The organism is Haloarcula sp. Atlit-120R, assembly GCF_003665885.1.
GTDB classification, from domain to species: domain Archaea; phylum Halobacteriota; class Halobacteria; order Halobacteriales; family Haloarculaceae; genus Haloarcula; species Haloarcula taiwanensis.
On sequence record NZ_QPLN01000001.1, the window covers coordinates 650,956 to 676,323 of the forward strand.

General features: G+C 63.4%; 23 protein-coding genes. 15 read left to right on the forward strand and 8 right to left on the reverse strand.

Features of this window, described 5'->3' with window-relative positions:
- Positions 1 to 34: 34 nt before the first annotated feature.
- Complete coding sequence (locus DVK01_RS03335) at positions 35 to 712, reverse strand: helix-turn-helix domain-containing protein (protein WP_101350885.1); 678 nt, start codon at positions 710 to 712, stop codon at positions 35 to 37.
- Between the two features lie 88 nt (positions 713 to 800).
- On the opposite strand from DVK01_RS03335, the gene DVK01_RS03340 reads away from it, so the two are divergent.
- The 4 genes from DVK01_RS03340 to DVK01_RS03355 all read left to right on the forward strand — a co-directional run bounded on the left by DVK01_RS03340 (position 801) and on the right by DVK01_RS03355 (position 4,710).
- Entirely contained in the window at positions 801 to 2,438 is a 1,638-nt protein-coding gene (locus tag DVK01_RS03340) for an NADH-quinone oxidoreductase subunit D (protein ID WP_121535391.1), read from the forward strand.
- 64 nt (positions 2,439 to 2,502) lie between these two features.
- Positions 2,503 to 3,027: a peptide-methionine (S)-S-oxide reductase MsrA gene (msrA, locus tag DVK01_RS03345; protein WP_121535393.1), complete on the forward strand. Its 525-nt coding sequence runs from the start codon at positions 2,503 to 2,505 to the stop codon at positions 3,025 to 3,027.
- A complete protein-coding gene (locus DVK01_RS03350; RefSeq protein WP_101350888.1) occupies positions 3,024 to 3,443 on the forward strand; it encodes a thioesterase family protein in 420 nt (139 codons plus the stop codon). The genes msrA and DVK01_RS03350 overlap by 4 nt, the downstream gene beginning before the upstream one ends.
- 82 nt (positions 3,444 to 3,525) lie before the next feature.
- Complete coding sequence (locus tag DVK01_RS03355) at positions 3,526 to 4,710, forward strand: AI-2E family transporter (protein ID WP_121535395.1); 1,185 nt, start codon at positions 3,526 to 3,528, stop codon at positions 4,708 to 4,710.
- On the opposite strand, the gene DVK01_RS03360 is transcribed toward DVK01_RS03355, so the two are convergent.
- Positions 4,707 to 5,939, reverse strand: a complete 1,233-nt coding sequence (locus DVK01_RS03360; protein WP_121536154.1) for a DolP-mannose mannosyltransferase — start codon at positions 5,937 to 5,939, stop codon at positions 4,707 to 4,709. The two genes, DVK01_RS03355 and DVK01_RS03360, sit on opposite strands and share 4 nt — an antisense overlap.
- Positions 5,940 to 6,678: 739 nt before the next feature.
- On the opposite strand from DVK01_RS03360, the gene DVK01_RS03365 reads away from it, so the two are divergent.
- The 8 genes from DVK01_RS03365 to DVK01_RS03400 all read left to right on the forward strand — a co-directional run bounded on the left by DVK01_RS03365 (position 6,679) and on the right by DVK01_RS03400 (position 15,964).
- Positions 6,679 to 7,587, forward strand: a complete 909-nt coding sequence (locus DVK01_RS03365; RefSeq protein ID WP_101350890.1) for a serine/threonine-protein kinase RIO2 — start codon at positions 6,679 to 6,681, stop codon at positions 7,585 to 7,587.
- Positions 7,588 to 8,231: 644 nt separating this feature from the next.
- Positions 8,232 to 8,648 carry a metal-dependent transcriptional regulator gene (locus DVK01_RS03370; RefSeq protein ID WP_101350891.1) on the forward strand — a complete coding sequence of 139 codons (417 nt, stop codon included), beginning with the start codon at positions 8,232 to 8,234 and terminating at the stop codon, positions 8,646 to 8,648.
- A 168-nt stretch (positions 8,649 to 8,816) separates the two neighbouring features.
- Positions 8,817 to 9,143, forward strand: a complete 327-nt coding sequence (locus DVK01_RS03375) for a NifU family protein (RefSeq protein WP_121511460.1) — start codon at positions 8,817 to 8,819, stop codon at positions 9,141 to 9,143.
- A gap of 356 nt (positions 9,144 to 9,499) precedes the next feature.
- Positions 9,500 to 11,449 (forward strand): ABC transporter substrate-binding protein, encoded by a 1,950-nt coding sequence (locus DVK01_RS03380; protein WP_121535397.1) that lies wholly within the window; start codon positions 9,500 to 9,502, stop codon positions 11,447 to 11,449.
- 9 nt (positions 11,450 to 11,458) lie between these two features.
- Complete coding sequence (locus DVK01_RS03385) at positions 11,459 to 12,412, forward strand: ABC transporter permease (protein ID WP_121535399.1); 954 nt, start codon at positions 11,459 to 11,461, stop codon at positions 12,410 to 12,412.
- A gap of 3 nt (positions 12,413 to 12,415) precedes the next feature.
- Positions 12,416 to 13,453, forward strand: coding sequence for an ABC transporter permease (locus DVK01_RS03390; RefSeq protein WP_101350895.1), 1,038 nt, complete (start codon positions 12,416 to 12,418; stop codon positions 13,451 to 13,453).
- Positions 13,453 to 14,655 (forward strand): ABC transporter ATP-binding protein, encoded by a 1,203-nt coding sequence (locus DVK01_RS03395; RefSeq protein ID WP_121535401.1) that lies wholly within the window; start codon positions 13,453 to 13,455, stop codon positions 14,653 to 14,655. Before DVK01_RS03390 ends, DVK01_RS03395 begins: the two co-directional genes overlap by 1 nt.
- Positions 14,648 to 15,964: an ABC transporter ATP-binding protein gene (locus DVK01_RS03400; protein WP_121535403.1), complete on the forward strand. Its 1,317-nt coding sequence runs from the start codon at positions 14,648 to 14,650 to the stop codon at positions 15,962 to 15,964. Before DVK01_RS03395 ends, DVK01_RS03400 begins: the two co-directional genes overlap by 8 nt.
- A 39-nt stretch (positions 15,965 to 16,003) precedes the next feature.
- On the opposite strand, the gene DVK01_RS03405 is transcribed toward DVK01_RS03400, so the two are convergent.
- Positions 16,004 to 18,349 carry a PAS domain S-box protein gene (locus DVK01_RS03405; protein WP_121535405.1) on the reverse strand — a complete coding sequence of 782 codons (2,346 nt, stop codon included), beginning with the start codon at positions 18,347 to 18,349 and terminating at the stop codon, positions 16,004 to 16,006.
- Between the two features lie 195 nt (positions 18,350 to 18,544).
- On the opposite strand from DVK01_RS03405, the gene DVK01_RS03410 reads away from it, so the two are divergent.
- On the forward strand, positions 18,545 to 19,075 hold the full coding sequence (locus DVK01_RS03410) for a hypothetical protein (protein WP_101350899.1): 531 nt from the start codon (positions 18,545 to 18,547) through the stop codon (positions 19,073 to 19,075).
- A gap of 33 nt (positions 19,076 to 19,108) precedes the next feature.
- On the opposite strand, the gene DVK01_RS03415 is transcribed toward DVK01_RS03410, so the two are convergent.
- Entirely contained in the window at positions 19,109 to 20,164 is a 1,056-nt protein-coding gene (locus DVK01_RS03415; protein ID WP_121535407.1) for a DUF4350 domain-containing protein, read from the reverse strand.
- Positions 20,157 to 21,116 carry a S49 family peptidase gene (locus DVK01_RS03420; protein ID WP_198560188.1) on the reverse strand — a complete coding sequence of 320 codons (960 nt, stop codon included), beginning with the start codon at positions 21,114 to 21,116 and terminating at the stop codon, positions 20,157 to 20,159. The genes DVK01_RS03415 and DVK01_RS03420 overlap by 8 nt, the downstream gene beginning before the upstream one ends.
- A 467-nt stretch (positions 21,117 to 21,583) precedes the next feature.
- Here DVK01_RS03420 and DVK01_RS03425 point away from each other — a divergent pair, with 467 nt between their 5' ends.
- Positions 21,584 to 21,910 carry a cupin domain-containing protein gene (locus DVK01_RS03425; RefSeq protein ID WP_121511453.1) on the forward strand — a complete coding sequence of 109 codons (327 nt, stop codon included), beginning with the start codon at positions 21,584 to 21,586 and terminating at the stop codon, positions 21,908 to 21,910.
- 68 nt (positions 21,911 to 21,978) lie between these two features.
- Here the strand turns inward: DVK01_RS03425 and DVK01_RS03430 are convergent, their stop codons facing one another.
- Both DVK01_RS03430 and DVK01_RS03435 read right to left on the reverse strand, forming a co-directional pair.
- Positions 21,979 to 22,998 (reverse strand): transcription initiation factor IIB family protein, encoded by a 1,020-nt coding sequence (locus DVK01_RS03430; RefSeq protein ID WP_101350903.1) that lies wholly within the window; start codon positions 22,996 to 22,998, stop codon positions 21,979 to 21,981.
- A 230-nt stretch (positions 22,999 to 23,228) separates the two neighbouring features.
- On the reverse strand, positions 23,229 to 24,014 hold the full coding sequence (locus tag DVK01_RS03435) for a helix-turn-helix domain-containing protein (RefSeq protein ID WP_121535409.1): 786 nt from the start codon (positions 24,012 to 24,014) through the stop codon (positions 23,229 to 23,231).
- A 95-nt stretch (positions 24,015 to 24,109) separates the two neighbouring features.
- Here DVK01_RS03435 and DVK01_RS03440 point away from each other — a divergent pair, with 95 nt between their 5' ends.
- Positions 24,110 to 24,511, forward strand: coding sequence for a hypothetical protein (locus tag DVK01_RS03440; protein ID WP_101350905.1), 402 nt, complete (start codon positions 24,110 to 24,112; stop codon positions 24,509 to 24,511).
- A 15-nt stretch (positions 24,512 to 24,526) separates the two neighbouring features.
- Here DVK01_RS03440 and DVK01_RS03445 read toward each other — a convergent pair whose 3' ends face one another.
- Complete coding sequence (locus DVK01_RS03445; RefSeq protein WP_121535411.1) at positions 24,527 to 25,306, reverse strand: hypothetical protein; 780 nt, start codon at positions 25,304 to 25,306, stop codon at positions 24,527 to 24,529.
- Positions 25,307 to 25,368 lie beyond the last annotated feature (62 nt).

Sequence of the window (25,368 nt, forward strand, 5' to 3'; positions counted from 1 at the left end):
GTCGGCCGCTCCAGCAGTTCCCGAACAGAGCGGACTACGCCGTCGATTCGGGGCGCTGTTCGAGTATGTCAGCCATTACATGGGCCTCAGCCTTCCTGAGGTGTTCGGCGGCAGTTCCGGGAGCACAGCCGAGTTCGGCGGCGACATCGTCCACGCTCCCCGCCCGAGGGCTACCGTAGTACCCGCAGTCGACGGCGGCGGCGACGGCCTCGAACTGCCGGTCGGTGAGCGCGGCCCCGGTATCGAGTCGCCGGCTGTCGTACTCCCCGACCTCCCGAACGTCGACGGAGACGCCGTCGGGAACCGTTTCGACTGCCTGCTGGACCGTCCCCCCTGGACCGACCAGTGTGAGTCCGACTGTGCCGTCGGCCCGGTATGCGACCGGAGAAACGATGACCAGACCGGCTCGGGTGAGCGCGTCGACGAGGTCGTGATCGGTCGCAGACGGCGAGTCCTGTACGTAGAGGTAGAACGTCTCGTCGGGGCACGTAGAGATGGCGTACTCCCGGACGGTGTCGGCCTGTTCCAGCGCCGCCCGATAGGGCTCCGGCGGAAAGCCGTCGACGTGAAACAGCAGCGTCTGGGGATCGGCCCCGATGTCGTTGCCCCGAAGGAGATAGCTCGCCTCGTAGCCGTCGTGGTCGACGACGAACTGGTGCATCGGGTGCCGAACCTCCGGGGCCATCCACAGCGAAAGCGTGACGTACTTCATGCCTGACCGTTCCAGGAGGTATTTAAAATAACCTCGGGCATGAGGGGACAGCCCGAGGGCGGCAGCCGGCGAACGGGCGACCACGGAGATGGCCCAGACAGTCCACCGAGCCGACGACGTCCACCCGCTTATCGAGCCGATTGCCGACCACGTCCTCTCCACCGAACGCCACGAGAACGCCCCGGCCGTTGTCATCCGCGCGGACGAGGTGCAGACCGTCCTCTCGACGCTACGAGCCGAGGCCGGTCTGGACCACTGCGCCTGTGTTACGGCCCAGGAGTACGCCGACCGGTTCGAGACGATCTATCACCTGCGGCGCTACGACGACCCGACACAGGAACTTTCGGTCGTTGTGCCGACACCCAGGGAGTCGCCGAGCAGCGAGTCCGCCGCACCTGTGTATTCGACGGCGGCGTGGCACGAGCGGGAGGCCTACGACCTCGTCGGCATCGAGTACGAGGACCACCCAGACCTCCGGCGCATTCTCCTGCCCGAAACCTGGCAGGGCCACCCGCTGAGCCGGGACTACAATCAGTCTCAGCCACAGATCGTCTCCTTCCGCGAACACGAGCGCTTGCTCGAAGACCGCCGCGAAGGGCCGGAGACGATGCATCTCAACATGGGGCCACACCACCCCTCGACGCACGGCGTCCTCCACCTGAACGCCCAACTCGACGGCGAGCAGGTCGCGGCCGTCGACCCCGACATCGGCTACATCCACCGCTGTGAGGAACAGATGTGTCAGCAGGGCACCTACCGCCATCAGATCATGCCCTATCCGGACCGCTGGGACTGGGGCGGAGCTGGCCTGTTGAACGAGTGGGCTTACGCCCGGGCGGCCGAGGACCTCGCCGACATCGAGGTGCCGGCGTACGCCCAGGTCATCCGGACGATGGGCGGCGAACTGTCGCGCATCCTCTCGCACATGCTTGCAGTCGCGACCTACGCGCTTGACGTGGTCGGGGAGTTCACCGCTACCTTCCAGTGGGGTGTCCGGGACCGGGAACTCGTTCAGGACATTCTCGAAGACCTGACCGGCCAGCGGCTGATGTTCAACTACCTGCGGCTGGGCGGCGTCGCCTGGGACCTGCCCGAACCTCGGGAAGCGTTTTTCGAGAAGATACGCGCGTTCCTCGACGACCTGCCGCACAAGCTCACGGAGTACCACGATATGCTCACCAGCAACGAGATTCTCCAGCTTCGGACGGTCGATACGGGTCACCTCTCGGCTGAGGCCGCGAAGGCCTACGGCTGTACCGGGCCGGTTGCCCGAGCCTCCGGCGTCGACTACGACCTCCGACGGGACGACTCCTACGGCTACTACGACGAACTTGACTGGTCGGTCGTCACCGAGCAGGGCGGCGACAACTTCTCGCGCCTGCTCGTGCGCCTGCGCGAAGTGGAGGAGTCCGCGAAGATTATCGGCCAGTGCGTCGACCTGCTGGAGGACTGGCCCGAGGACGACCGCGAGATACAGGCGAACGTGCCCCGCACACTTCGGCCCGACGCTGACACCGAAATCTACCGCGCCGTTGAAGCCGCGAAGGGCGAACTCGGCATCTACATCCGCTCTGACGGGACGGAGACACCGGCGCGGTTCAAGATCCGCGGTCCCTCGTTCTCACACGTGCAGGCACTGTCAGAGATGGCCCGCGGCGAATACGTCCCAGACCTCGTGGCGACGATTGGCAGTCTCGACACCATCATGGGCGAGGTCGACCGGTAGGTAGGCATCCAGCTGCGAGGACCACAGCCAGTGAGTTTTGTATGCCGGGCACGTACGTCGGGTGATGACTGACCAAGCGACATTCGCGGGCGGTTGCTTCTGGTGTACGGAATCGGTGTTCAAACAGATCGACGGGGTGGTCGACGTTGTGTCGGGCTACGCCGGCGGGCACGTCGCCGACCCCAGCTACGAGGCGGTCTGTCGCGGGGAGACGGGCCACGCCGAGTGCGTCCAGATTACGTACGAGCCGGACGAGGTGAGCTACGAGGACCTGCTCGCGGTCCACTTCACGACCCATACCCCGACGACAAAAGACCGAGAAGGTAACGACGTTGGCACGCAGTATCGTTCGGCCGTGTTCTACCACGACGAGTCCCAGCGCGAGACCGTGGAAGCCTTTATCGAGGAAGTCCAGCCGGGCTACGATAGCGACATCGTCACCGAAGTCGAACCGCTGGAGACGTTCTATCCGGCCGAGGAGTATCACCAGGACTACTTCGAGAAGAATCCGGAACAGAGTTACTGCCAGCTGACCATCCCGCCGAAAATCGAGAAGCTCAAACAGAAACACGCGGAATTACTGGCATGACCTTCGAGTACACGACGGACGTCGAGGTCCGATACACGGACATCGACACGTATGGCCACGTCAACAACGCGACGTATGCGACCTACTTCGAGGAGGCTCGCATCGACTACCTGCACGACGTGGTCGACTGTGGCGAAGCGCTGCTCTCGGGCAGCGAGTCGGGCACTGGCATGGTCATCGCGAACCTCGAAGTCGACTACATCCAGCCCGTCCAAATCAGTGATGCAGTCGCCGTTGGCGTCCGGGTTCCACGTCTTGGGGAGAAGAGCTTCCCCTTCGAGTACGAGGTCCGGACCGAAGATGGTGTGGCTGCGACCGGAGAAACAACCGTCGTTACATACGACCGCGACACGGAATCCTCGCGCTCGATCCCCGAAGACTGGCGAGAGGCGATCACCCAGTTCGAAGGGCTGTAGTCACCTGCGTTACCCCGCTCACGTACAGCCACCGGGCCGACCGGTGGTTTTATTTTTTATCAAGATGTTGTACTGAAAACATATGGAATATAGTACCGACCTCGGACGGCGCGTTCTGCTTGCTATCGCGGGCGTAGCACTTTTTCTCGTGGTCGGACTCGTCCTGTCCCAGTTCCTCCCGACGCTCGTGTTTACCGTTTTTCTGTACTACGCCAGCCGACCGATTTATCGACGGCTCGGGTGGCTCCCGCTCCCCGAATCGTTCCTGGGTCGGGCTGTCCCGTACCAGAAACAGCTCCATGCGGCGGCCACGATTTTCTTCTTTCTGTTACCGTTCGTGCTTCTGGTCGGCTATACGATCGTCCTCATTGTCCCCGAGTTACAGTCGTTCTTCGGCGAAGGTGGCCTTGGCGCGGCGTACCTTTCGCAGTTTCAGGATCTTCAGGGTGGGTCGCTTCCGGGGCCGCTCGCCGACCTCGGATTCTCAGATGTGCTGGCGATGGGGCCGGACGAAGTGATTGACCTGTTGCGAAACGCGACAGTCCAGTCGTGGCTGGGACGTGTCTCTGATACGCTCATCGGCTCTGTGAGTATGCTTACGGCGCTACTGCTGCGCGTGTTCATCATGTTTGCCGGGACGTACTACCTGCTTACTGACGGACCGCGGCTTGTCGGCTGGTTCCTTGACACTTTCGACGGGTCAGGTGTCCTTCGCAACTACGCGGCGGCGGTCGACGAGGAACTGTCTTCGATTCTCTTCGGGAACATCTTGAACGCACTGGTGACGGGCGTTATCGGGATCTTCGTGTTCTCGCTGTACAATCTGGTCGCGCCAGGCTCAGTGCAGGTTCCGTTTGCACCACTCGTCGGCGCGCTCACCGGCATCGGCAGCCTCATTCCAGTAGTCGGAATGAAAATCGTCTATCTGCCCGTGGCTGGACTGCTTGCGGTCTCCGCGGTCGTCACAGGACAGACGGCAGCCCTGGCCTGGGTTGTCCTCTTTCTTGTGGTCACGCTGGTCGTCGTCGACACCATCCCGGATTTCCTGATTCGGCCATACGTTAGCGGTGATCTGACTCACGTCGGTCTGTTGATGTTCGCGTACATCCTCGGCCCCATCGCGTTTGGCTTCTACGGCATCTTTTTGGGTCCGATCCTGCTGGTGCTTGCCGCTCAGTTCTTCCGGATTATCGTCCCCTACATCATCACAGGTTCTGTCGAAACGACACAGACCTCGCTCTCTGACTACGACTCCACGGAGTCCTAGCCGCTTGCGAGCCTGGCTCTGGCGGTCCTCAAGCCGAGACAGCGGCTGTCTATCGACGAGTCGACTCTGTCGAGCCACCGCAACTCCATCACCGAGAGCCGGTAGTGACACGCCGACGGTTCAAGCTGCTGCCAATAGATGTACCGGACGTCGGGTACCGACTCGCTTTCCCCGTAGGTCTCCGGGAGACTGGTGGTTTCGAGGTCTGACATTGGCACCGGTCCCGGCGTTTCGACGGGTGTGAAGACGAGACCGACGCTACCGAGGACGGCGACGTTGACGACGAGAACCAGCGCGAGCGCCGCGGCGAGATACTGCTTCCGTCGGCGGTCACGGAGCGTCGTCGCGACTATCCCGACGCCGATTGCGACGAACGCCAGCCCCGGAATGAGGTCGGTGTAGCCGCCGGTCTCGAAGTCGACGAAGAATATCAGGAGCGCGAACCACGCCGCGCCGACCGGAATCCACCAGTCGGTGCGCCCGACCGCGCCGTCGTCGCCCCTGAACCAGCACCGAGCGGTGTGTCCGAGTCCGAAACCGCCCAGCACCACGAACGGCGACGACCACTTGAAATGGACGACACCGGCGACGAGTCGGGCGAGTACTGACGCCTGCTCCTCGGTCTGTAGCGGCACGAGCAACACCTGGACGACCATCTCCGAGACCGAGTGCCAGACGAGAAATACCGGTGCAAGCATGACCACAGTGAACCCGAGGCCGCCGGCGACAACACGTTCAAGCGCCCGCACGTCTCGTTGCTGGATTGCCAGCCCGACCACGACGAGCGGGAAGATGACCCCGGCCTGCCAGTACCCAACGCTGGCCGCCGCGGCCACACCGCTCAGTGCCGGGTATTCGCGCGTGTACAGGTATATCGCCAGGAGTCCACAGAGGACGAGGAGGTACTTCGCCTTGAAACCGTACGCGGGCCGGACGGCGAACCCCGGCAGCAGGAACATAGAGAGGCCGGCCAGCGGCGCAGCGACGTCGTCGCCGGTGATGTCGTAGACGAGTATCACGACGAGCCCGACGATTCCACACACCGCCGCGCTCATCAGCGCCACGCTGAGGAGGTGGAGCCGGTACATGTCGCCGCCGGCGAGCATCGCCAGAACGCCGGTCGTCTCGTAGGACAGCGGGAGCTTCGGCTCCCAGGCGTCGACGTACAGCCGACCGCCCCGCGTCAGATACCAGCCGAGATGCTGGAAGATGCCAGCGTCGGGAGCCATCGGGGGACGGGCAGAACCGAGTGTGATTGTCAGTACGAAATACAGTTCCGAACCGACGGCAAACAGCACCGGAAACGCGAGCCGACGGTCGTGAGAATTAAACGCGAGTGAGCGAAGCAGGTCCCTGAGCTGGTCTTTATGTTGTCTGCTCACACGGCACGCTTGCGTTTAGATGACCAAAAGTAGAGAGTAGCTTAACGGCCACACAGTCAGCGAACGCAGTCGCCGTTCGCCTTACATATACTGTCACGGCGATTAGGAACGTATTTTCGAGTTGATGCCTAACGTTTCGCTTCTATAGCTGATTATGTGTGAATAGCGCTTGCGACCAGCAAAGGCCCGTTTCCGAGCCACATCAGCCGCGTTTTGAGATACTGAAACGATAGTACAGTAGCGATAGCAGATGTATGATGCCAAGCTGAAAACGTGTGATTATGTAGGTTAATGAGGTCTTATTCGATGAGCAAGCGACTGAACTGCGGTTTCGGTCACGAAACGCCGACAGTAGCGGGTCGAGTCGGACAGATGAAAATATGAGCGTAGCTGTCTCGGGCAGACTGTCCGAACACTGCAGTCCGTCTAAGTTTGCGCCCAGCCGCCCCGGTCAGAGCGCTCGTCGTCCGCCGATACAGCAACCAGCCTGAGACCAGATGTGTATTTTGTATAGCGGCTACAGATTTATCACCTCTATCCGGCGAACGCGTCGGCCTTTTACCAGTCCATCGAGTAGAGAACGCTAATGGTCCAGAACGTGGCTTCAGTGATGGCGGAGCTGGAACCCGAGGACTTCCATCTGCTCTCCGGCGTCGAGCAGGGGATGCGGTTCTCGGAGTACGTCGCCCGCGAGAAGTTGACCGAGTTCTCACGGCTGACGTCGGAAGACGTCGACTACCGGCTCGACCGGTGTGCGGACCGGGGACTGGTCGAGCGCAAGACCATCCAGTACGAAGGGTTCAAACTCACTTTCGAGGGGTACGACACGCTTGCGCTGCATACATTCGCCGAGCGCGACACAATCGAAGGAGTCGGGTCTCCACTGGGTGTCGGCAAGGAAAGCGACGTGTACGAGGCTCAATCGTACAAGCCGGTGGCACTGAAATACCACCGCGAGGGGTACACCAATTTCCGTGAAGTGATGAAAGAGCGGGAGTATACCGCCGACCGCGACCACGTTTCTTGGCTCTACACCGCCCGGAAGGCCGCCGAACGGGAGTACGATGCCCTCGAAACGCTGTATCCGAACGTGGCGGTTCCCCAGCCAATCGACACGAACCGCCATGCGATTGTCATGGAAAAAATAGACGGCGTCGAACTCTCCCGAACGAAACTCGAAACGGAACAGGTACTGCCGATTCTGGATCTCGTCCTCGAAGAGATGCAGACGGCCTACCGCGAAGGGTACGTCCACGCGGACATGAGCGAGTACAACGTCTTCGTCACGAATGAAGGCGTGGTCGTTTTCGATTGGCCACAGGCTGTCCCGACCGACCACGAAAACGCCCGGGAACTGCTAACTCGCGATGTTGAGAACATCGTGAGCTACTTCGAACGAAAATACCCGCAGGAAATCAGTGACGTGGACAGAGACGCAGTCGCTGAACGGCTGGCGGTCGACACGTTCGATTCTATTACCGATTTTACTGAGTAGCGGTGTTTTAGCCGCTACTACCCGTATTTGCCTGTTCATCGACGAGCCGGAGGTGACCAGTGGTTTTCCCGATAAAGCATATAATGCGATATCAAATTCGGCAAACCAACTGATCGAGGCGATTCGGGAAGCGATTACGGCAGAGATAACGCCTCGATGGTGAGTGGAGTGCCACGCGATGGGTGAGAGTCTCGGACGGTAGGCTCGACTTCGCTGATTGAATTAGGCAGTCCTAAAAACCGCAGACGTTTTATATTATTAGGCAAGCCTAAAACATATGGCAGACGACGGTACTGAGTTCGGAGCACAAACGGGGGGAGACCAACGCAGGGATCGATGGCGGACCGTTTCGTATCGTCGAGGGCGCTATCGACACCGTTCGCGTGGTCCCGACGTACGGTGTGGGCATCATGCTGAGCGTCCACCGACGAGCGGCCGCTCGGTCAGTGCTCTACCGACAGTACTGGGGGCGTCTGCCTGATGGGTGGGGACGGAAATATCGAGATGATGGGAATGGGTAAACGCCCGCAGCGGTCACATGCCCGACTGTGGGCGTGGGCATACGTGGTGGTCTTCGGAGCCGGTGAGCAGTCGACAGGGGAGTCGACGGCAGTAAGCGGGAATCGGACGGATCCGTCGGAGCGATGAACACAGCACCGGAGTATCTGCTGGCGATTTACATCGCCCAGCACCGGGACGAACCGCCAGTCGCCCCGGGAGAGTTGGGGGAGATGCTTGATCGGTCTCCGGCGGCGGTGACGGAGATGTGCCAGCGACTCGCAGAGGAGAATCTCGTCACATATGAGCCGTACGAGGGGGTGACGCTGACAGAGTCAGGGCATGAGGAGGCAGCGGAGTTACACGAGACGTATGTGACCGTCTCGTGGTTCTTTCGGGGGGTTCTCGATCTCGACGATCACGAGACGGAAGCGATGGAGCTGGCCGGTCTAGTCAGCCCGATGGTCGCGGAGCGACTGGCCGCCACACTGCCCTGCAACGCCGAGACGAAACAGGACGGTTCAGAGGCTGGTTCGACGGCGCCGGATGAGGATACCGCCTGAACGAGGACTCCACAGCAAGCTTGTTTTAGGCCGTGCGAAAATTAATAGAATTAGTATACTAATTGTTTGGGTGGCCAAAATTATTGCTCCTGAAGCTCTAAGGAACGGTATTTTAGGTACGCCAAAAACGACATTTTTATGATAGGTTAGTGCGTATATACAATCGTCATGAGCGCTGAAGGACTCGAACGACAGGCGCGTAACTACTTGAGCAACAACGTCCCGCAAATCCAGCAACACGGCGGCAACTTCGAGGTCCGCGACATCGACGAGAGCGAAGGCACGGCCACCGTCGCCATCGGCGGTGCGTGTTCGGGGTGTGGCATCGCTCCGATGACGATGAAGGCAATCGAACGCCGACTCCCGGAGAGCGTCGACGGACTCGAAGCCGTCGAAGTCGTGCGGTCCGGCGGGCCGCGCGCTGCGGTCATGCCCTCGAAGACCGACGACATGGAGGAGATGGACGAGTACGAGGATTACAGCCCGCCATTCTGAGCAGCCGCTCGAACTCGAATCGCAACTGTAGGTGTCGGCCCCAGCTTTGACCGGGGCGCAGTGTCGTTCGTACCGGGAGCGCCCGGCATCAGGACACCGTTGAACGACCAATCCTACGTGCTATCTCCCCTAAACTCGGTCTCGACAGCGCGTCGTCAGAGGATGGCGTATCTCTGGCCGGAGGCTATACACCAGCGCAGTTCAGCCGAGAGGTGAAGCTCACCAGCGGGGTCTGTATCGGCGCCGTGTAGTATGCTCCCGGCCTGTCGCGTACCGATGCTGCCCGACTCCGAGCGCCGTTATGCTATAAGTGTGTGGGAGGGCAACATAACGCATAACTTTCGAGGTCAACGGGAATGTCTCATGACGCAGCTGCAGGCACGAGTACAGTGACGCGACGGCGCGTCCTCAAGACGGCGGGCGCGGCAACAGTAATGACACTCGCCGGTTGTAGCGCCGGCACTGACGGAGGTGGAGACGGCGAAAGCGAGGGTGGACAGAGCCTCGACCCGGTCCGGGAGCGGGCGGAGGTCGCCGTCGACGAGATTCAGGACGGCGGGACACTCAGGTTCGGCCTCGGCGCGGGTATCGATTCTTTCGACCCGTCATACAGCACCAGCGCGCCGGCCGGCAACGTCCACGGACTCATCTACGAGAGTCTCATCACGCAGGACGCCGCGGGGACTGTGTACCCGTGGCTCGCGAAGACGTGGGAACGGATAGACGTCAAAGAAGTCGAGGACGGGGCCTACGAGCCGTACATGGTGTCGGCGGAGACGGACGACGAGGGGAACCTCGTTGCCGACGACCAGATAATCATCAGGAACCCCGAGGCCGGCGAGGTCCTGACGGTCAATGAAGCGCCTGATGCCGTTGCAGACGGCACCTACGGGATCAAGTACCGGGCCGAACTCCACGAGGGGGTCACCTTCCACAACGGCGAGGAGATGACCGCAGAGCACGTCGCCCGGTCGTATGAGGTGCTTGAGAACTCCTCGATTTCGGCTCAGACCTTCGACTCCTTTCTCTACGCGGAGGCCGTCGACGACTACACCGTCGACATCTACGGACAGGAGCCCGACGCCGAGGCCGACAGCCAGCTCCCGACGACAGTGTACCCGATGGAGCACATCGAAGAGTATCCCGACACTGGCGCGGACCCGCGAAACGACCTGACGCCGATCGGGACCGGCCCCTTCGAGTTCGAGTCCTACGAGGCCGAACAGCGCGCCGAGTTCAGCACGTTCGACGACTACTGGCTGGACGACCTTGGCCTCGACGCGCTGGAGTGGTGGGACGGGCCAGAGGGGTTCCCGACGAGCCCGGTCGTCGACGCGGTCACGGTCGCTATCGTGCAAGACGACGCGACCCGGGCGGCCGCGCTCAACAACGGCGAGATAGACCTCACCTACGGGCTCACGAGCGACACCTACGGCGAGTACCGGAGCGCGGAGGACTACCGGCTCAGCGTGACCAACGCCGGGGCGTACAACTTCCTCCAGTACCCCGTCACCGTCTCGCCGTGGGACGACGAGCGGGTCCGCCGGGGCGTCAATCAGCTGATTCCGCGCGCCCAGATTGCTGAGAACATCTACAACGGCTACCGGAACCCGGCGTACACGCCGCTGCCGGAGATGGCTGCCGACGAAGGGACCGCCGACTACGACGCGCTGGTCGAGGAACTGCGCCCCCAGACCGAACAGGACACCGAGGACGCGACCGAACTCCTGCAGGAGGCCGTCGACGACCTCGGCGTCGAGACGCCCATCGAGGCGACCATCGAGACAAACACCTCCGACGACCGCGTGCGCGAGGCCGAACTCATCGCCCAGGTGATGAGCAACACGGAGTTTTTCGACATCAGCGTCGAGACCTTCGAGTTCACGACCTTCGTCCAGCGCATCCTCGGGCCGGAGTACTACCAGCAGGGCAACATCGTCCTCATCGGCCTCTCGGGCACGTTCAACCCCGGGAGCTTCTACGACGCCGTCAACTCCATCGACAATTTCGGGCAGTGCTGTAACTTCCAGCGGGTCGACACGCCAGACCTCGACGAGATTGCGACGGAGGCGCGGTTCTCGGTCGAGGCCGTCGAGGACCCGCAGTTCCGCGGCGAGCAGTACGACCGTGTGTGGCGCGGACTCATCGAGCAGGCCCCCAACAGCTACACCGTCTTCGGGACGAACGTCTCCGCGCTGTCGACCGACTACGTCGGACACAACACGTACACGTTCTCCAGTGGCATCCTGCCCTACGGGCTGCACGACCCGACGGACCAGCAGGTCGCATATCTGGATCGGGAGTGACTCAGTACGATGAGCCTCAGACGATTCGTCGCGGTTCGCGTGGCGGCGACGGTGCCGATACTGTTCGGCGTCTCGGTGCTTACCTTCGCGCTGGTCCACCTGACGCCGGGGGACCCTATCGACCAGATGGTCGCCCTGAATCCGCAGATTTCGGCGGCCGAGGAGGCCGCGATACGCGCCAGGTACGGCCTCGACGGTCCGGTCTGGCAGCAGTACCTCACGTGGATGAGCAACGTCCTGCAGGGCGACCTCGGGACGGTCATCAGCGTCGACCAGCCGGTCCTGCCCTACATTCTTGCCCGGCTCCCCGAAACCGTCGCGCTGGGGCTGTTCGGCTGGGCCATCGCCCTGCTCATCGCCATCCCGACCGGCATCTACGCCGCGGTGAACAAGGACACGCTGGGCGACGACCTCTCGCGGGTGTTCGCGCTGTCGGGCATCTCCCTGCCGAACTTCTGGCTCGGCCTGATGCTCATCCTCGTGTTCGCGCTCTGGCTGGACCTGTGGCCGGTGCTGGCCCCGGACAAGCCGCTGCTCTCCCCCGAGATGCTGTGGTATCTCGTCCTCCCCGGGGTCACCATCGGGACGGCGTCGTCGGCGACGCTGATGCGCGTGATGCGGTCGTCGATGGCCGAGGAACTGAACAAGGAGTACGTCACGGCGGCGCGGGCGAAGGGACTTCCAGAGCGAACGGTCGTGTTGAAACACGTCCTGCGGAACTCGCTCATCTCGGTGACGACCATCGCTGCGTTCCTGACCGCGAGCATCTTCGCCGGTGCCGTCGTCGTCGAGCAGGTGTTCGCCTGGCCCGGGCTGGGACGGGCCTTCGTCGGCGCGATCATCGGCCGCGAGGTCGACCTCATCATGGCCATCACGCTGTTTACCGGCGTGACGATCATCCTCGCGAACCTGCTTGCAGACATCATGTACGCTGTGCTTGACCCACGAATCCGCTATGATTGACCTATGAGTACGGACCGAGGACGCATCCGGATAACGGGGTTCGACGCCGACCGCGTCGAGTCCCGCGAACCGCTATCCGACTGGACAGAGACGAGAGACACGGGGACAGAGAGCCGGTGGGCGCGCGCCTGGCGCGAGTTCCGCCGGAACCGCAGCGCCATGCTCGGGCTGTACATCGTCACGGCGATGGCGCTGCTCGCGGTGTTCGCCCGTCCAATTACGGTCGCGGGCGTCACCGTCCAGCCGTTCTCGCTCGCGCCGTACGACCCGAGCGCCATCCTGTACGCACAGGGCCTCGACGTGAGCGCCTACGAAGCCCCGTCGCTGGCCCACCCGTTCGGGACCGACGGCTCCGCGCGGGACGTGTTCTCCCGCGTGCTGTACGGCGGCCGGTTCAGCCTCTCTATCGGCTTCATCGTCGTCCTCGTCACCGCCGTAATCGGGCTGGTGTACGGCGCGGTCGCCGGCTACTACGGCGGCCGGGTCGACGAGGTGATGATGCGGATACTCGACCTCATCTTCGCGTTCCCCGGCCTTCTGCTCGCGCTCATCATCGTCGCCGTGCTCGGCAAGGGGTACTGGGAGCTGGTGCTCGCCTTCACCGCTATCGGCTGGGCGGGCTACGCCCGACTGATACGCGGCGAGATTCTGAAAGTCAAAGAAAACGAGTACGTGCTGGCGGCGAAAGCGCTGGGAGCGCGGGACCGCCGTGTCATCTTCAGACACGTCGTCCCCAACGCCATCGCGCCGCTTGTCGTCCAGGCTTCCCTCTCCATCGGGACTGTCGTTATCGGCGTGGCGGCCCTTGGGTTCCTCGGGCTGGGTCTCCCACCCAGCTCCGCCGAGTGGGGCACGATGCTGGACCAGACCCGCGAGACCATCGTCCAGGGACCGGGCGGGTCGATTCCCTGGTGGGTCACCGTCTTCCCCGGCGGCGCAATCTTCCTGTTTGTCATGTCGATGAACCTCATCGGCGACGGCATCAACGACGCGCTGGACGCACAGGAGAGCGAAGACGTGGCCCGCGGGGGCGAGGTCTGATGGCGCTGCTGGAAGTCGAGGACCTCACGGTCAAGTTCTACACCGAGGAGGGCGTCGTCACCGCCGTCGACGACCTTTCCTTTCGCATTGAGCGCGGCGAGAAGTTCGGCGTCGTCGGCGAGAGCGGCGCGGGCAAGAGCGTCACCGCGCTATCGGTAATGCGACTCATCGAAGAGCCTGGCCGCATCGAGAGCGGGACCGTCCGTTTCGACGGTGAAGACCTCATGGAACTGTCCGAATCCGACGTTCGAGACGTGCGGGGCAACGACATCGCGATGATATTTCAGGACGCACAGACCGCACTCAATCCCGTCTACACCGTCGGCGAGCAGATCGCCGAGGCGATCCGCCACCACCTCGACTACGATGACACGGCCGCCCGCGAGCGGGCTATCCGCCTGCTCGACGACGTAGGCATCCCCGAACCGGCGGCCCGCTACGACGACTACCCCCACGAGTTCTCCGGCGGGATGCAACAGCGGGTCGTCATCGCCATGGCGCTGTCCTGTGACCCCGACCTGCTCATCGCCGACGAGCCGACGACGGCGCTCGACGTGACCATCGAGGCGAAGATTCTGGACCGGCTGGAACGGCTCGCCGAGGAGTACGACACGGCCATCCAGCTCATCACCCACGACCTCGGGGTCATCGCGGAGCTGTGCGACCGGGTGATGGTAATGTACGCCGGCCGCGCCGTCGAGACGGCGACCGTCGAAGAGCTGTACTACGACCCGAAACACCCCTACACCGTCGGGCTGATGAGCGCCATCCCCCGCATCGGCGACCGGCAGGACCGCCTCCAGACGATTCCGGGGACGATGCCGGACCTCGTAGAGGTGCCCTCCGGCTGTAGCTTCCACCCGCGGTGTCCCTTCGCCGAAGAGGTGTGTACGCGCAAACAGCCGCCGCTCGTCGACCCCGACACCGGGGACGGTGTCGGTCTGTCCGACCGGGCAGCAGCCTGTCTGGCCTACACCGGCGACCTCGACGGCGAACTGGATTACGAGGTCGAAGTGAAAGGCCGGGACGCGCCGCCCACCGAGCCACAGTCGAACGCCCGTCTCCACGCGTCGGACGCCGAGAAGCGCCGGGCCGACTCCGATCCGCTTCGCGCCGATTCCGACCCGGTTGGAGCCGATACCGACCTGCTTGACCAGAGCGACGACGTGGACGACGAGACTGGAGGCCAGCAAGATGGCTAGGACGGCGGACAACCCCGTTCTGGAGGTCGAGAACCTCACAAAGTACTACGAATCCGGGGGGAGCCTCATCGATACCCTGCTGGGCCGGAATCAGGAAGTGAAGGCGCTGGACGGCGTCGACCTCGAACTGTACCCCGGGGAGACACTCGGTATCGTCGGGGAGTCCGGCTGTGGCAAGACGACACTCGCCCAGAGCCTGCTGCGGCTCATCGAACCCACGGCCGGGACGGTCCGGTACAAGGGTGAGGACCTGACGGCAGCTTCTGACGACCGCCTCCGGGCGCTCCGAAAGGACATCCAGTACATCTTTCAGGACCCCTTTGCCAGCCTTAATCCGCGGCTGACGGTCGGCGACATCGTCGGTGAGCCACTGGACATCCACGACATCGCCGAGGGCGAGGCCCGGACCGAGCGCGTCAGCGATCTGCTGGAAACCGTGGGACTCAATCAGCGGCACGCCCACCGCTACCCCCACGAGTTTTCCGGCGGCCAGCGCCAGCGTATCGGCATCGCCCGGGCGCTCGCCGTCGACCCCGAGGTCATCGTCTGTGACGAACCCGTCTCGGCACTGGACGTGAGCGTGCAGGCCCAGATTCTGAACCTGCTCGCGGACCTGCAGTCGGAGTTCGGCCTCTCCTATATCGTCATCGCGCACGACCTCAGCGTCGTCGAACACATTGCCGACCGCGTTGGTGTCCTCTATCTCGGAGAGTTCGCCGAGGTCGGCCCGACCGAAGACGTGTTTCAGCCGCCGTATCACCCCTACGCCGAGGCGCTGCTGTCCGCCATTCCGGAGCCAGATCCCGGCTGGGAGGGCGACCGTATTTTCCTCTCTGGCGACGTTCCATCGCCGCTGAACCCGCCGTCTGGCTGTCGGTTCCACACCCGCTGTCCGAAGGTTATCCAGCCCGAGGGGACAGACATGGCACAGTCGGAGTGGCGGTCACTGATGGACCTGAAACAGCGGCTCCGCAAAGCCGACTCGCTGGAAGCGGTGACCGCAGTGCAGGAGGGCGTCGAGGACGAGGACCGCAGTCAGCTCTCACGGTCGGCCCTCGACACGCGGGTCCGAGCCGAGTTCGGCCTCCCGGACACGGTCGGCGACCGCGAGGCCGAGGACGTGCTCGCGACGACGCTAGACCACCTGCACGACGGGGCGTTCGAAGCCGCGCGGACGGTGCTGAACGACGCCTTCGAATCGCCCTGTGAGCGAACCGACCCAGCGCTGTTCGATGTCGGCGACGACCACCGTATCGCCTGCCTGCTGTACGACGACGCGTATCCGGATGCACCGACACGGACCGGATAGCCCGGAGCCACCGATGCGTGACGCGGTGTGACCCGGCCGCTATTCGAACTCGACGCCGGTAATCTCGAATCGTGCCCCGCCGTCGGCGCTTTCCGACACGTCGACCGACCAGCCGTGGGCCTCAGCGATGCGGTCGACAATCGCCAGTCCGAACCCGGTGCCGTCGTCGTCGGTCGAGTATCCCGCCTCGAACAGTGTCCCACGCTTGGCTCCTGGGACGCCGGGGCCATCGTCTGCGACGTAGAAACCGTCTTCGGCGGTTCCGATAGTTATTGTCACGCACTTGCCGTTAGCTGTGTCCTCTGGCTTCGTCTGGCTGCTGGTAGCGCCGTGGTCCACATCCGTCTGGTCCTGTGACCGTGGCTCGACCGACCCGTGTTCCGCACTGTCATCGACTCCCGTCGAACAGCTCGTGGAACCGTGTTCCACACTGTTCCGGAGCAGGTTTTCGAGCAGTTGCAGCAGGCGCGGCCGGTCGGCGGTAATCGTCACGCCCCGCCCGACAGTGTCGGCGAAGCCGAGGGTCCCGTCCCCGGCGTCCTGAGAGACCATCTCCCAGGCATCCGCAACCGCGTCACGGAGCGAAACCGGCTCGGGCTCCTTGATGTCTCGCCCCTGGCGAGCCAGAAGCAACACGTCATCGATAATGCGCTCCATCCGGTCGAGCGCAGTCTCGATCCCCGCCAGATGGCTCTCATCACCGGTTGTTCGGGTGAGCTTCAATCGTCCCTGTGCGGCGCTCAGAGGACTGCGAAGGTCGTGGCTGACGACGCTGGCAAACTCGGCGAGCCGGTCGCGCTCACGCTGTAGCTCCCGTTCTTGCTCGCGAATGTCGGTAATATCGCTTGCGATGCCGAACACGGCGACCGGGGTATCGGGGTCGGACCGCTCCCCCGTGTCGTATATCGGGACCTTTGTCGAGAGATACTGCTGTGCCTCGCCGTCGATAACGATACGCTCCTCAACCTCCAGCGGTTCGCCAGTGTGTAGGACGGCACGGTCGTTTGTCCACGCCGTTTCGGCTGTTTCTTCCGGGAACAACTCGAAGTCGGTGCGGCCGACGATTTCCGCGTCAGTGAGCCCAGTCATCTCCCGATAGCCGTGGTTGACGAAGATGTACTGCCCGTCGTCGTCTTTCATGAACATCGGGGTCGTGGTGTTTTCCAGAATCGCTTCGAGCCGTCGCTCTGCTCTCCGCAGGTCACGCTCACGTTCTCTCTGCTCGGTGATGTCGTGGTGGACGCCGACCATCAGTGTCCTGTCGTCGTCTGATAGGGGCTGTCCCCGAACGGACCCCCATCGGACGTTCCCGTCCACGTCGATTACCCGGAACTCTCCGTCGTAGATGCTGTCCGTTTCGACTGCTCGCTCTATCTGCTCGCGGACTTCATGGGAGTCCTCGGGGTGAATCAGGTCGAACACGGCCGACAGCGTCCCGTCGAACCCACCGGGCTCGAAGCCCAAGAGCCGTTCGAGCGTGTCGCTCAACACAACCTTGTCTGTCTCGTAGTTCCATTCCCAGACTCCCGTTTCGCTGGCCTTTAGAGCCAGCTGGAGTCGGCGTTCGGTTTCCTGTAGGTCCCGCTTCTGGTCGCGCTTGTCGGTGATATCGGTCAGCGTACAGACCACGCTTTCGACAGCCCCGTCCTCGTCGAACAGCGGCGCACCGTTCACGGAGAGCACCTTCTCCGTGCCGTCCGGCCAGTGAATCGTGTGCCGAGCGTCGGCCAGGGGCTGGCCGGTTTCAAGCACCTGTCGAAACGGGAGCTCCGCGTCCGGTATCGGGTTCCCGTCGAGGTCCCGGATATCCCACTTCGGGTCGTTGTAGGCCCGGTCTTTCACCGCCGACTGCGACAGTCCGAGAACGTCGACGGCGCGCTGATTGGCGAACACGAACTGGCCGTCGCGGTCGAGTTGCACGACACACGACGGGACGGTCTTGAGTATCTGTTCGAGTCGGTGTCGCCGGCGCTTGGCCTCGGTTGCCGACTGTTTCGCCGCCACCACGTTCTGGACCCGATTAGCCAGCAATGTGTACTGGTCTGTGCCCCCTTCCTTCTGCATGTAATCGGTGACACCGGCCGAGATAGCGTCGCTCGCGACTTCCTCGCTTCCCTTTCCAGTAAACAGGATGAGCGGGAGGTCGGGGTACTCCTTGCGGACGGCTTCGAGGAACTCGATACCGTCGCGTCCGGGCATGTCGTAGTCCGACACGATACAATCAACCGGTGACTCCGCAAGCCGCTCCAGCGCGTCTTCCGCGTTCGGCGCCGTCTCGACGCGGAACCGGTCGTTCTCACGCTCAAGAAACGCAGCAGCCGTTGCCGCGAAATCCGGCTCGTCGTCGACGTACAACAGCCGAACCGTATCACTTGGTGATAGCATCAGAACAAGAGGCTTGCTGACACCTGAGAGGGCAGGCCACTTAGTGTGTTTGGCTATCTGTCACATACGTGGCGTGGTGACCGTCCTGCGAACTGTCTGCTCGTCTCCTGCTTCGCAGATGGACGCGGCCGGACACGGCCGAACAGCCCCGCTGACCGACGAACACTTTTGCGCACGCCGACCCATGTGCAGACGATGCGTCGCATCTACGACTCGGGGGCGCTCCACCGCGACGACGAGGAGCCACAGGCACCTACCGAGCGCGGAGGGCGGCCACAGGCCGCACGCAGTATCAACGGCCGGGCTTGGAGCGACCTGCTGCTCCCGACGTGGCTCCGCTATCGTGCAGTGTCGGTCGATATCGAGGTCCCACAGGCGTCGTATCCGGCGGGAACGAAGGTGCCGTTCGTCGTGACGATTCGGAACGGGCTTCCGGTGCCGATAACGCTCCCGACGGACTCGCCGCGGCCGTGGACGTGGTACGTCGATGGAGTGCCCGAGGCGTCCCACGTCGATAGCGTGCCCAGCGAGGCCGGCAGCCTCCGGTTTGACCGCGGCGAGCGAAAGCAGTTCAGGCGACAGTGGGACCGGATGTTCCGGGTGAGCGACGACGAGTGGGAACCCGCGCCAGCCGGAGAGTACACCATTAGCGCCGGACTGAGCGTTGCCAACGCCGGCGAGCATGGCTTGTACAGCGAGACGACGATCAGCATCACCAATCAGTGAAGGCGCGGGCGATCGCGTTCCGAGCAGCCCGAATCAGGACCCACTTGGGGTGGGTGCGGGCGTCGGAGTCGGGCTGGGGGTCGACTCCGCTGGTGTTCCGGCCGGGGTGGAAGTGTCACCACCAGCCCCGAATCCGGGATCCGTGCTCGCGGCACCGCCGGGATCGGGTGCTTCACCGTCAAGCAGGAAGGAAAGCAGGTTTCCGATGAACACCTCGTTGTCGGCGTCGTATATTTCGGAACTGCGTATGAACGTCGAGTCAGTGACGAACACCATGTTGTCGTTGCGGACGACTGTCGCGTACGTTCCGGTACGCCGCGTCTCCAGCGTTCGGGTGCCATCGGCAGCGGTGAACTTCGTCTCGGCATCGCCGTTTACCACCGCGTAGCCGGCGGTGTCGAAGGTGATCGTCTCGACACCGTCGGTCAGTTCGCCGTCACCACTCGGTGACGCGTAGATGGCCTTGAAATTGTTGTCGTTGGCCGCGTCGTCGACGTTGTAGAGCTGTTCGGACCCCATCCGAACGCCGTAGCGCTCGGTGGCGTTGTTGGCTCCGAACGACACCGTCGTCGTCGACTGGGTGAAGCCAGTTGAGAGCCGCGTCTGCGTCGGTTCAGCCAAGACAACGACACGCCCGCCGTCGTCCGTGTACTCCTGGAGCGCATCGCGCTCTTCTTCGGAGTAGCTTCCAAGCGGCTGGACGATGAGCACACCGTCGTACTGGCCCAGCGAATCGGCGAACGAAGCAGTGCCGGCGGTGCCGTACTCAACGGTGTGGCCCGCTTCGAACACGGCCTCGGTAATCGGTTCGAGTTCGGATTCAGACACCTGATTGCCGTGGCTCGTGTCGACGAGTATTCGCTGCCCACGTGCCTCAGCGTCGACCGATATCTGTCCCTCTTCTGGGTCGACAGGCGCATTGACAGCGTCGGGCTGGTACTGTGACGGGGACTGACCGTCGATAGATTGGCCGTCGGGCGGCCCCGATGACCCCGGGTTGACGACTGCGAGGAGGAACGTCCCACCCAGTATCGCCACGAGAACGACGATAAACACGGCGAGCGGCTTGACGATACGGCCCTCAGTCATTGCGGATCACCGTTGCGTTGTTGTCGTCGGCAGGGATTCCCCAGACGGCGTAGTACTTCACCGGTTCCCGGAACGTCGTCTCGCTGTCGTCGGGGTGGACGAGATAGGTCACGTTGTTTGCGCCCTGGACGGTTTCAGCGCCGGCAGGGACGATGATGACGTTGAATTCGGCACCACCACTGCCCTGATACACCACGTCGTACCCGTCGCCCTCGATATCATCCGAGAGCGCGGCGGCCCGCTCGATTGCTAGCTCAGTGTCGCCGATGCGGTCGGCGAAGCCGTTCTGCGTCGCCTGGGCTCCGAGGTACGTGTTCCCGTTGGCGACTTCCTCGCGGGAGAGCGTCAGTTGCTCGCCCCGGTGGCGCATGACCGTCCCGACGAAGGACCGCTGGAGGACCTCGATGTCCTCACGGAGCCCGTCCTTGCTTATCTGAGCCTTATCCGGCCCCGAGCGGACGAACGTCTCGCCCTGCTGTTCGACCTGCTCGATGAGGCTCAGCGGGGCCTGAACGATGACGCCGATGCTACCGACGTTCGAACTCGGTTTGACGACGATCTCGTCGGCCGGGACGATACCGTAGTAGCCGCCCGAAGCGGCCGTGCCTTCGACATAGGCGACAACGGGCATCTCGCTGGCGGTCCTGTTCACCGCGAGGTAGAACTCCTCGCTCGAATCGACCGGACCGCCGGGGCTGTCGACCCGGAGGACGACCGCCTCGATTGACTCGTTGGTCCGTGCCTCGCGGAGGTCTTGCTTGACGGCGTTGACGTTCGCGTCGGTTGTGCCGCCGCGAAGAGTGATGACGGCGACGCTCGGGTCGTCGTCACCACCGCTTGGCACGCCGTTCCAGATGACCGGCGCGAATATCGCGGCGATGACGAGGGCGAGCGTGACCGCGATTACGTACGACGCCGTCATCGCCGAGAACAGTTGTTCTCTCCTAAACATCCATACATCCTGTTCGGACTGCGGAAGTAATAAACCCCGGTCGGGGAATCGCGCCGCAGTCCGGCATCCAGACTGGCTGAGACGCCAGCAACCAACGGGTATCGGTTCCGGGCCGTGGCACCGGTGAGACCCGAGCACTGGCCGACACTTGACGGGAGAGGTGAGATGCTTGGTTGTCCCGTGAAGGTGTTTGAACAGCCAGAAAGCCCCCGATACGTTCCGGTCCCGCGGCTCGCTGTCGGTCGAAAGACGCTCTGCGTCTTTCGTGATGTCGAGAGAGCTTCGGTCTCTTGAACCACGCTCCTCGGTCGTGTCACCTTCTGCGGTGGTTATGTCGTCGGGATTCCCGGAGCGCATCGGCTGGCTACACGGCTACGAGGCGTTTCTGGTTGTTCACTCACGCAATCACACGGCGACAGATTTCCCAGCAGCCGAACGGCTAAGGCGACGCCGGCCCACGTGCCGGTATGTCACTCGACAGATTGGCAGCGTTCGATACCGAACCAGCAGCAGACGAAGTCATCGACGGAGAGCTAGCGGTGACCGACGACGTGCTGGTGAAAGCGTTCGCGCTGGGGCCGGACGCGACCATCGACCCGCATAAACACGGTGACGCGACGAACGTGTTCCACGTGGTCCGTGGCGAGGTGACGGTCCAGCAAGACGACTCCGAGGAGACAATCGCCGCGCCGGGCGTCGTGCTGAACGAGCGTGGGCAAGCCCACGGGGCGCACAACCACACTGACGACATCGTCGTCCTGACGGCGAGCCTCTGTCCGCTCCCGGGTCAATAGACTATCTAGACAGGGGAACAGCAGAAAGGGTTCGGAAAGGGACGGAACTAAGAAGCAGCGCGCCGTGGTTAGGCACTCGCGCCGGGTTCGGCGCTGCCGGCCGCGTCGACAGCGCTGTCGTCGAGCTCTGCTTCGGCTTCCAGCAGTTCGCGGTAGCGCTCGCGGATGGTGACGGTGCTGATGTCGGTGGCCTCGCTGACCGTCTCCTGTGTCATCTCCTCGCCGAGCAGCAGGCCGGCGGCGTAGATGGCCGCGGCGGCGAGGCCGACGGGGCTCTTGCCGCTGTGGACGTTCGCTTCCTTCCCCGCTTCGATGAGGGCGCGGGCCTGGCGTTCGAGGGCGTCATCGGCGTTAAGTTCGGAGACGAACTTGCTGAGGTAGGTTGCTGGGTCCGGCGGGCCGACCTGCAGGGAGAGTTCGCGGTTGAGATAGCGGTACGCGCGGGTGAACTCCATCTCGTCGACGCGGCTGACGACGGCCATGTCGTCGAGCGTCTGTGGGAGGTTCGCCTGCCTGACCGCGGCGTACAGCGCGGCGGTCGCCATCCCTTCGATAGAGCGGCCGGGCAGCATGCCCTCGTCGAGGGCGCGCCGATAGATGACGCTGGCCGTCTCGCGGGCGCTCTCGGGGACGCCAAGCGCGCTACCCATCCGGTCGATTTCGCCCAGCGCCTGCTTGAGGTTGCGCTCGGCGTGGTCGCGGGTGCGGAACCGCTCGTCCCAGGTGCGCAGGCGCTGCATCTTCTCGCGCTGGCGCGTCGACAGGGAGTTGCCGTAGGCGTCCTTGTCCTGCCAGCCGATGTTGGTCGAGAGGCCCCTGTCGTGTTTCATCTCAGTCGTCGGCGCGCCGACCCGGCGCTTGTTGTCGCGTTCCTGACTGTCGAAGGCGCGCCACTCCGGCCCGTGGTCAATCTCGTCCTCGTCGACGACGAGTCCACACGACTCGCAGACGGTCTCGCCGCGACTGTCGTCGGTGACGAGGCTCCCGCCACAGTCCGGGCAGGCGTGGCCGGTAGTCGCCTCGGACTCGGCCTGTTCGTCCACACTCTCGCCGCGTTCGTCGGGGGAATAGATGCTGCGTGTCGTCATGGTGTGTCTCTGCGAGCGCGTGGGACGCCCGCGGTCGTACCCAATTATAGGGGTGCATCCCCCATGACGACTCGCTTGGCATATGCCGAACTCAGGAGAAGTGATAGCTAGCTGTGACGGTCGCGTGCCACAGCGCACGACACCCCATCCGCTGTCATCCCGTGCTGACCTGCGACACGGCAGGTCTCAGGTAGTGCAGTTCGTCCCGATTCCAGATGCGATATCGCCGTTTAGACACCCGAGCGGCCGATACGAAGGCGTCCACCCTCGGCGACATCTTCGTCGGCCTGAACCGGCCCCATCGACCGCGTGACGAACGACCGGACGATCCACGCCTCGGCCCGCTGGAGGCGGTACTGGAGCGTCGACCGCGACACGTCGAGCGTCTCGGCGAGGTCGGTAAGCGACGTGTCTCGGGGTGTCCGGTAGTAGCCGTGTTCGACAGCGGCCTCGACGGCGGCCTGTTGCTCAGGCGGCAGCTCCGCCAGCGTCACGGCCTCATCAACCCAGTACGAGGGCGAACTGAGCTGGCGGAACTCGACGGTCAGTCCATCCCGGAGTTCGGCTTTCATCTCCTCAAACAGGCCGTCGACACCGGCGTCGCTACACAGGAGCAGCCGCCACTCACACCGACTCCCGCGGCGTTCAGTCTCGACGAGGACGCCACGACCGACGTGGTCGATAGCCAGCCGCGGAATCGAGTGACAGTCACCGGCTTCTGACCGGTAGCTGTACACCGTCCGGACGCCGGGGTCCGAGCCGATGACCTCGTACGTCCAGTCGGTCTCGCAGTTGCGGGTTCCGATGCATTCGGTACACTGGACGGGGTCGTCGTACACGTCGTCCAGTTGTTCGAGCGCAGTCTCCGGACCGGCAACGCGTTCGAGCCGCCACATCCCGTCCCGCGTGACGTTGCACGCGATCGTCCGGGAGTGCATCTCCGGATGGTCGATGAACACGTCCATCACAGGGTCGACGTTCCGCTCGTAGTCGATAGTGAAAATGAACTCTCGCATATACCTCCCGTTGCGTGCCGAGCCGTTTATACGCACTGTCTCGTTCGGCGTATGCCAAACCAGCCGTCATTATCGAAGCAGGCTTTGCACAGAGTATGTCGTGTCCTCTCTCTCCGTCTACTGGCGAGTCGCCCGGTGGGCCAGTTCCCGGCAACACGTCGGGCGACTCTTCGTCGCGTGTTCGTGGATATGAGCTGCCGACGCACAACTGGCGGCACACCCTCATCTACGGGGTAGTGTTCTGGGCGGTCGTGGCCGCTGCGTGGCTCGCTGTCCCGACTGGTCACCCGTTCCAGTTGGGCGTCACACTTTCCGGACTGTTTGCGGCCCCGCTGTTACCGGTCGCGCTCTTGTGTGATTACCGTCAGGCCCGGGAATTCGGGACCTGTGAGCCCGGGCTTCGCGCGTATCTCTCGAATCTCGCTCGGGATATCAAAACGGCAGGGACCGGTCAGAGCGCCCTCGGGGACGAGCGTCGGGAATTCCTCAGCTGCTGAGGCCTGTCGCGCCGCTCACGTGCTCGCGTTCGACTGCTGGGCCCGCGCGTCAGCAAGCCAGTCCGGGTCCGGAACGTCAGTCGACCCGACGCCGGTGACCTCGTAGCGCCACTCAACGGCGACCGTTTCGCCGTCGTCAGTTTCGCCGGTCAGCGTCCACGCTGTCTGGCGCGCCAGCCCGTCTCCGTCGACCAGTATCACGACGGTGAAGTCGGTCACAGTCACGTTCCCACCGGACCCGAACGCGCCGGCACCGATCTGTCGCCAGGTCGAGAGGTCAGAGTACTCGTAGCGGTCCACCGTGACGCCATCGAACGTTTCCGTCCCAACCAGCCGGGCGTCGTCGACTGACTCGGAGCTGAGCCTCCCGCGGTCGATGGCGGACTGGAACGCCGTGTCGTCTTGGGGCCTGATCTGATAGAACGCCTCGCCGTCGGTCTCGTACCGGGTGTATGCCGAGCCGTCGGCGACGAAGGTCTCGAAATCGGTTCTGGCGTCCGGCCCGGACATCGTGAATGTCTCCAGCGAGCGGTTCGCCCGCAGGTCCACCCGGTAGTCGTTCGTCATCGTGGCCGTCTCGCCGCCCTCGGTCGTCGAGTACGACCACGTCGCGGTGAAACTGCCCGCGTCTCGGAGGAGGCGGTCCGTCGCTTCGACCGAGAGGTCGTCCCGGTCTGCCGGTGCGGCCCCACCGTCGTCTGCGTCGGTCCCGTCGCCCGCCGCCGGACCGCCGCCGAGACAGCCGGCAAGGACGATTAGCGACACCACCAGCACAGTAAGTAGTCTTGTTGTCATGTCTGGTGGAAGGCTGTCACAGGAGATAAGCTAGTACGGTTGCTACGACGCGGGGACTGGCG

What these genes read in the sequence shown, in the direction of transcription:
- DVK01_RS03335 (WP_101350885.1), bottom strand. Translation starts at nt 712, where the DNA reads ATGAAGTACGTCACGCTTTCGCTGTGGATGGCCCCGGAGGTTCGGCAC.
- DVK01_RS03340 (WP_121535391.1), top strand. Translation starts at nt 801, where the DNA reads ATGGCCCAGACAGTCCACCGAGCCGACGACGTCCACCCGCTTATCGAG.
- msrA (WP_121535393.1), top strand. Translation starts at nt 2,503, where the DNA reads ATGACTGACCAAGCGACATTCGCGGGCGGTTGCTTCTGGTGTACGGAA.
- DVK01_RS03350 (WP_101350888.1), top strand. Translation starts at nt 3,024, where the DNA reads ATGACCTTCGAGTACACGACGGACGTCGAGGTCCGATACACGGACATC.
- DVK01_RS03355 (WP_121535395.1), top strand. Translation starts at nt 3,526, where the DNA reads ATGGAATATAGTACCGACCTCGGACGGCGCGTTCTGCTTGCTATCGCG.
- DVK01_RS03360 (WP_121536154.1), bottom strand. Translation starts at nt 5,939, where the DNA reads ATGGCTCCCGACGCTGGCATCTTCCAGCATCTCGGCTGGTATCTGACG.
- DVK01_RS03365 (WP_101350890.1), top strand. Translation starts at nt 6,679, where the DNA reads ATGGTCCAGAACGTGGCTTCAGTGATGGCGGAGCTGGAACCCGAGGAC.
- DVK01_RS03370 (WP_101350891.1), top strand. Translation starts at nt 8,232, where the DNA reads ATGAACACAGCACCGGAGTATCTGCTGGCGATTTACATCGCCCAGCAC.
- DVK01_RS03375 (WP_121511460.1), top strand. Translation starts at nt 8,817, where the DNA reads ATGAGCGCTGAAGGACTCGAACGACAGGCGCGTAACTACTTGAGCAAC.
- DVK01_RS03380 (WP_121535397.1), top strand. Translation starts at nt 9,500, where the DNA reads ATGTCTCATGACGCAGCTGCAGGCACGAGTACAGTGACGCGACGGCGC.
- DVK01_RS03385 (WP_121535399.1), top strand. Translation starts at nt 11,459, where the DNA reads ATGAGCCTCAGACGATTCGTCGCGGTTCGCGTGGCGGCGACGGTGCCG.
- DVK01_RS03390 (WP_101350895.1), top strand. Translation starts at nt 12,416, where the DNA reads ATGAGTACGGACCGAGGACGCATCCGGATAACGGGGTTCGACGCCGAC.
- DVK01_RS03395 (WP_121535401.1), top strand. Translation starts at nt 13,453, where the DNA reads ATGGCGCTGCTGGAAGTCGAGGACCTCACGGTCAAGTTCTACACCGAG.
- DVK01_RS03400 (WP_121535403.1), top strand. Translation starts at nt 14,648, where the DNA reads ATGGCTAGGACGGCGGACAACCCCGTTCTGGAGGTCGAGAACCTCACA.
- DVK01_RS03405 (WP_121535405.1), bottom strand. Translation starts at nt 18,349, where the DNA reads ATGCTATCACCAAGTGATACGGTTCGGCTGTTGTACGTCGACGACGAG.
- DVK01_RS03410 (WP_101350899.1), top strand. Translation starts at nt 18,545, where the DNA reads ATGCGTCGCATCTACGACTCGGGGGCGCTCCACCGCGACGACGAGGAG.
- DVK01_RS03415 (WP_121535407.1), bottom strand. Translation starts at nt 20,164, where the DNA reads ATGACTGAGGGCCGTATCGTCAAGCCGCTCGCCGTGTTTATCGTCGTT.
- DVK01_RS03420 (WP_198560188.1), bottom strand. Translation starts at nt 21,116, where the DNA reads ATGTTTAGGAGAGAACAACTGTTCTCGGCGATGACGGCGTCGTACGTA.
- DVK01_RS03425 (WP_121511453.1), top strand. Translation starts at nt 21,584, where the DNA reads ATGTCACTCGACAGATTGGCAGCGTTCGATACCGAACCAGCAGCAGAC.
- DVK01_RS03430 (WP_101350903.1), bottom strand. Translation starts at nt 22,998, where the DNA reads ATGACGACACGCAGCATCTATTCCCCCGACGAACGCGGCGAGAGTGTG.
- DVK01_RS03435 (WP_121535409.1), bottom strand. Translation starts at nt 24,014, where the DNA reads ATGCGAGAGTTCATTTTCACTATCGACTACGAGCGGAACGTCGACCCT.
- DVK01_RS03440 (WP_101350905.1), top strand. Translation starts at nt 24,110, where the DNA reads ATGTCGTGTCCTCTCTCTCCGTCTACTGGCGAGTCGCCCGGTGGGCCA.
- DVK01_RS03445 (WP_121535411.1), bottom strand. Translation starts at nt 25,306, where the DNA reads ATGACAACAAGACTACTTACTGTGCTGGTGGTGTCGCTAATCGTCCTT.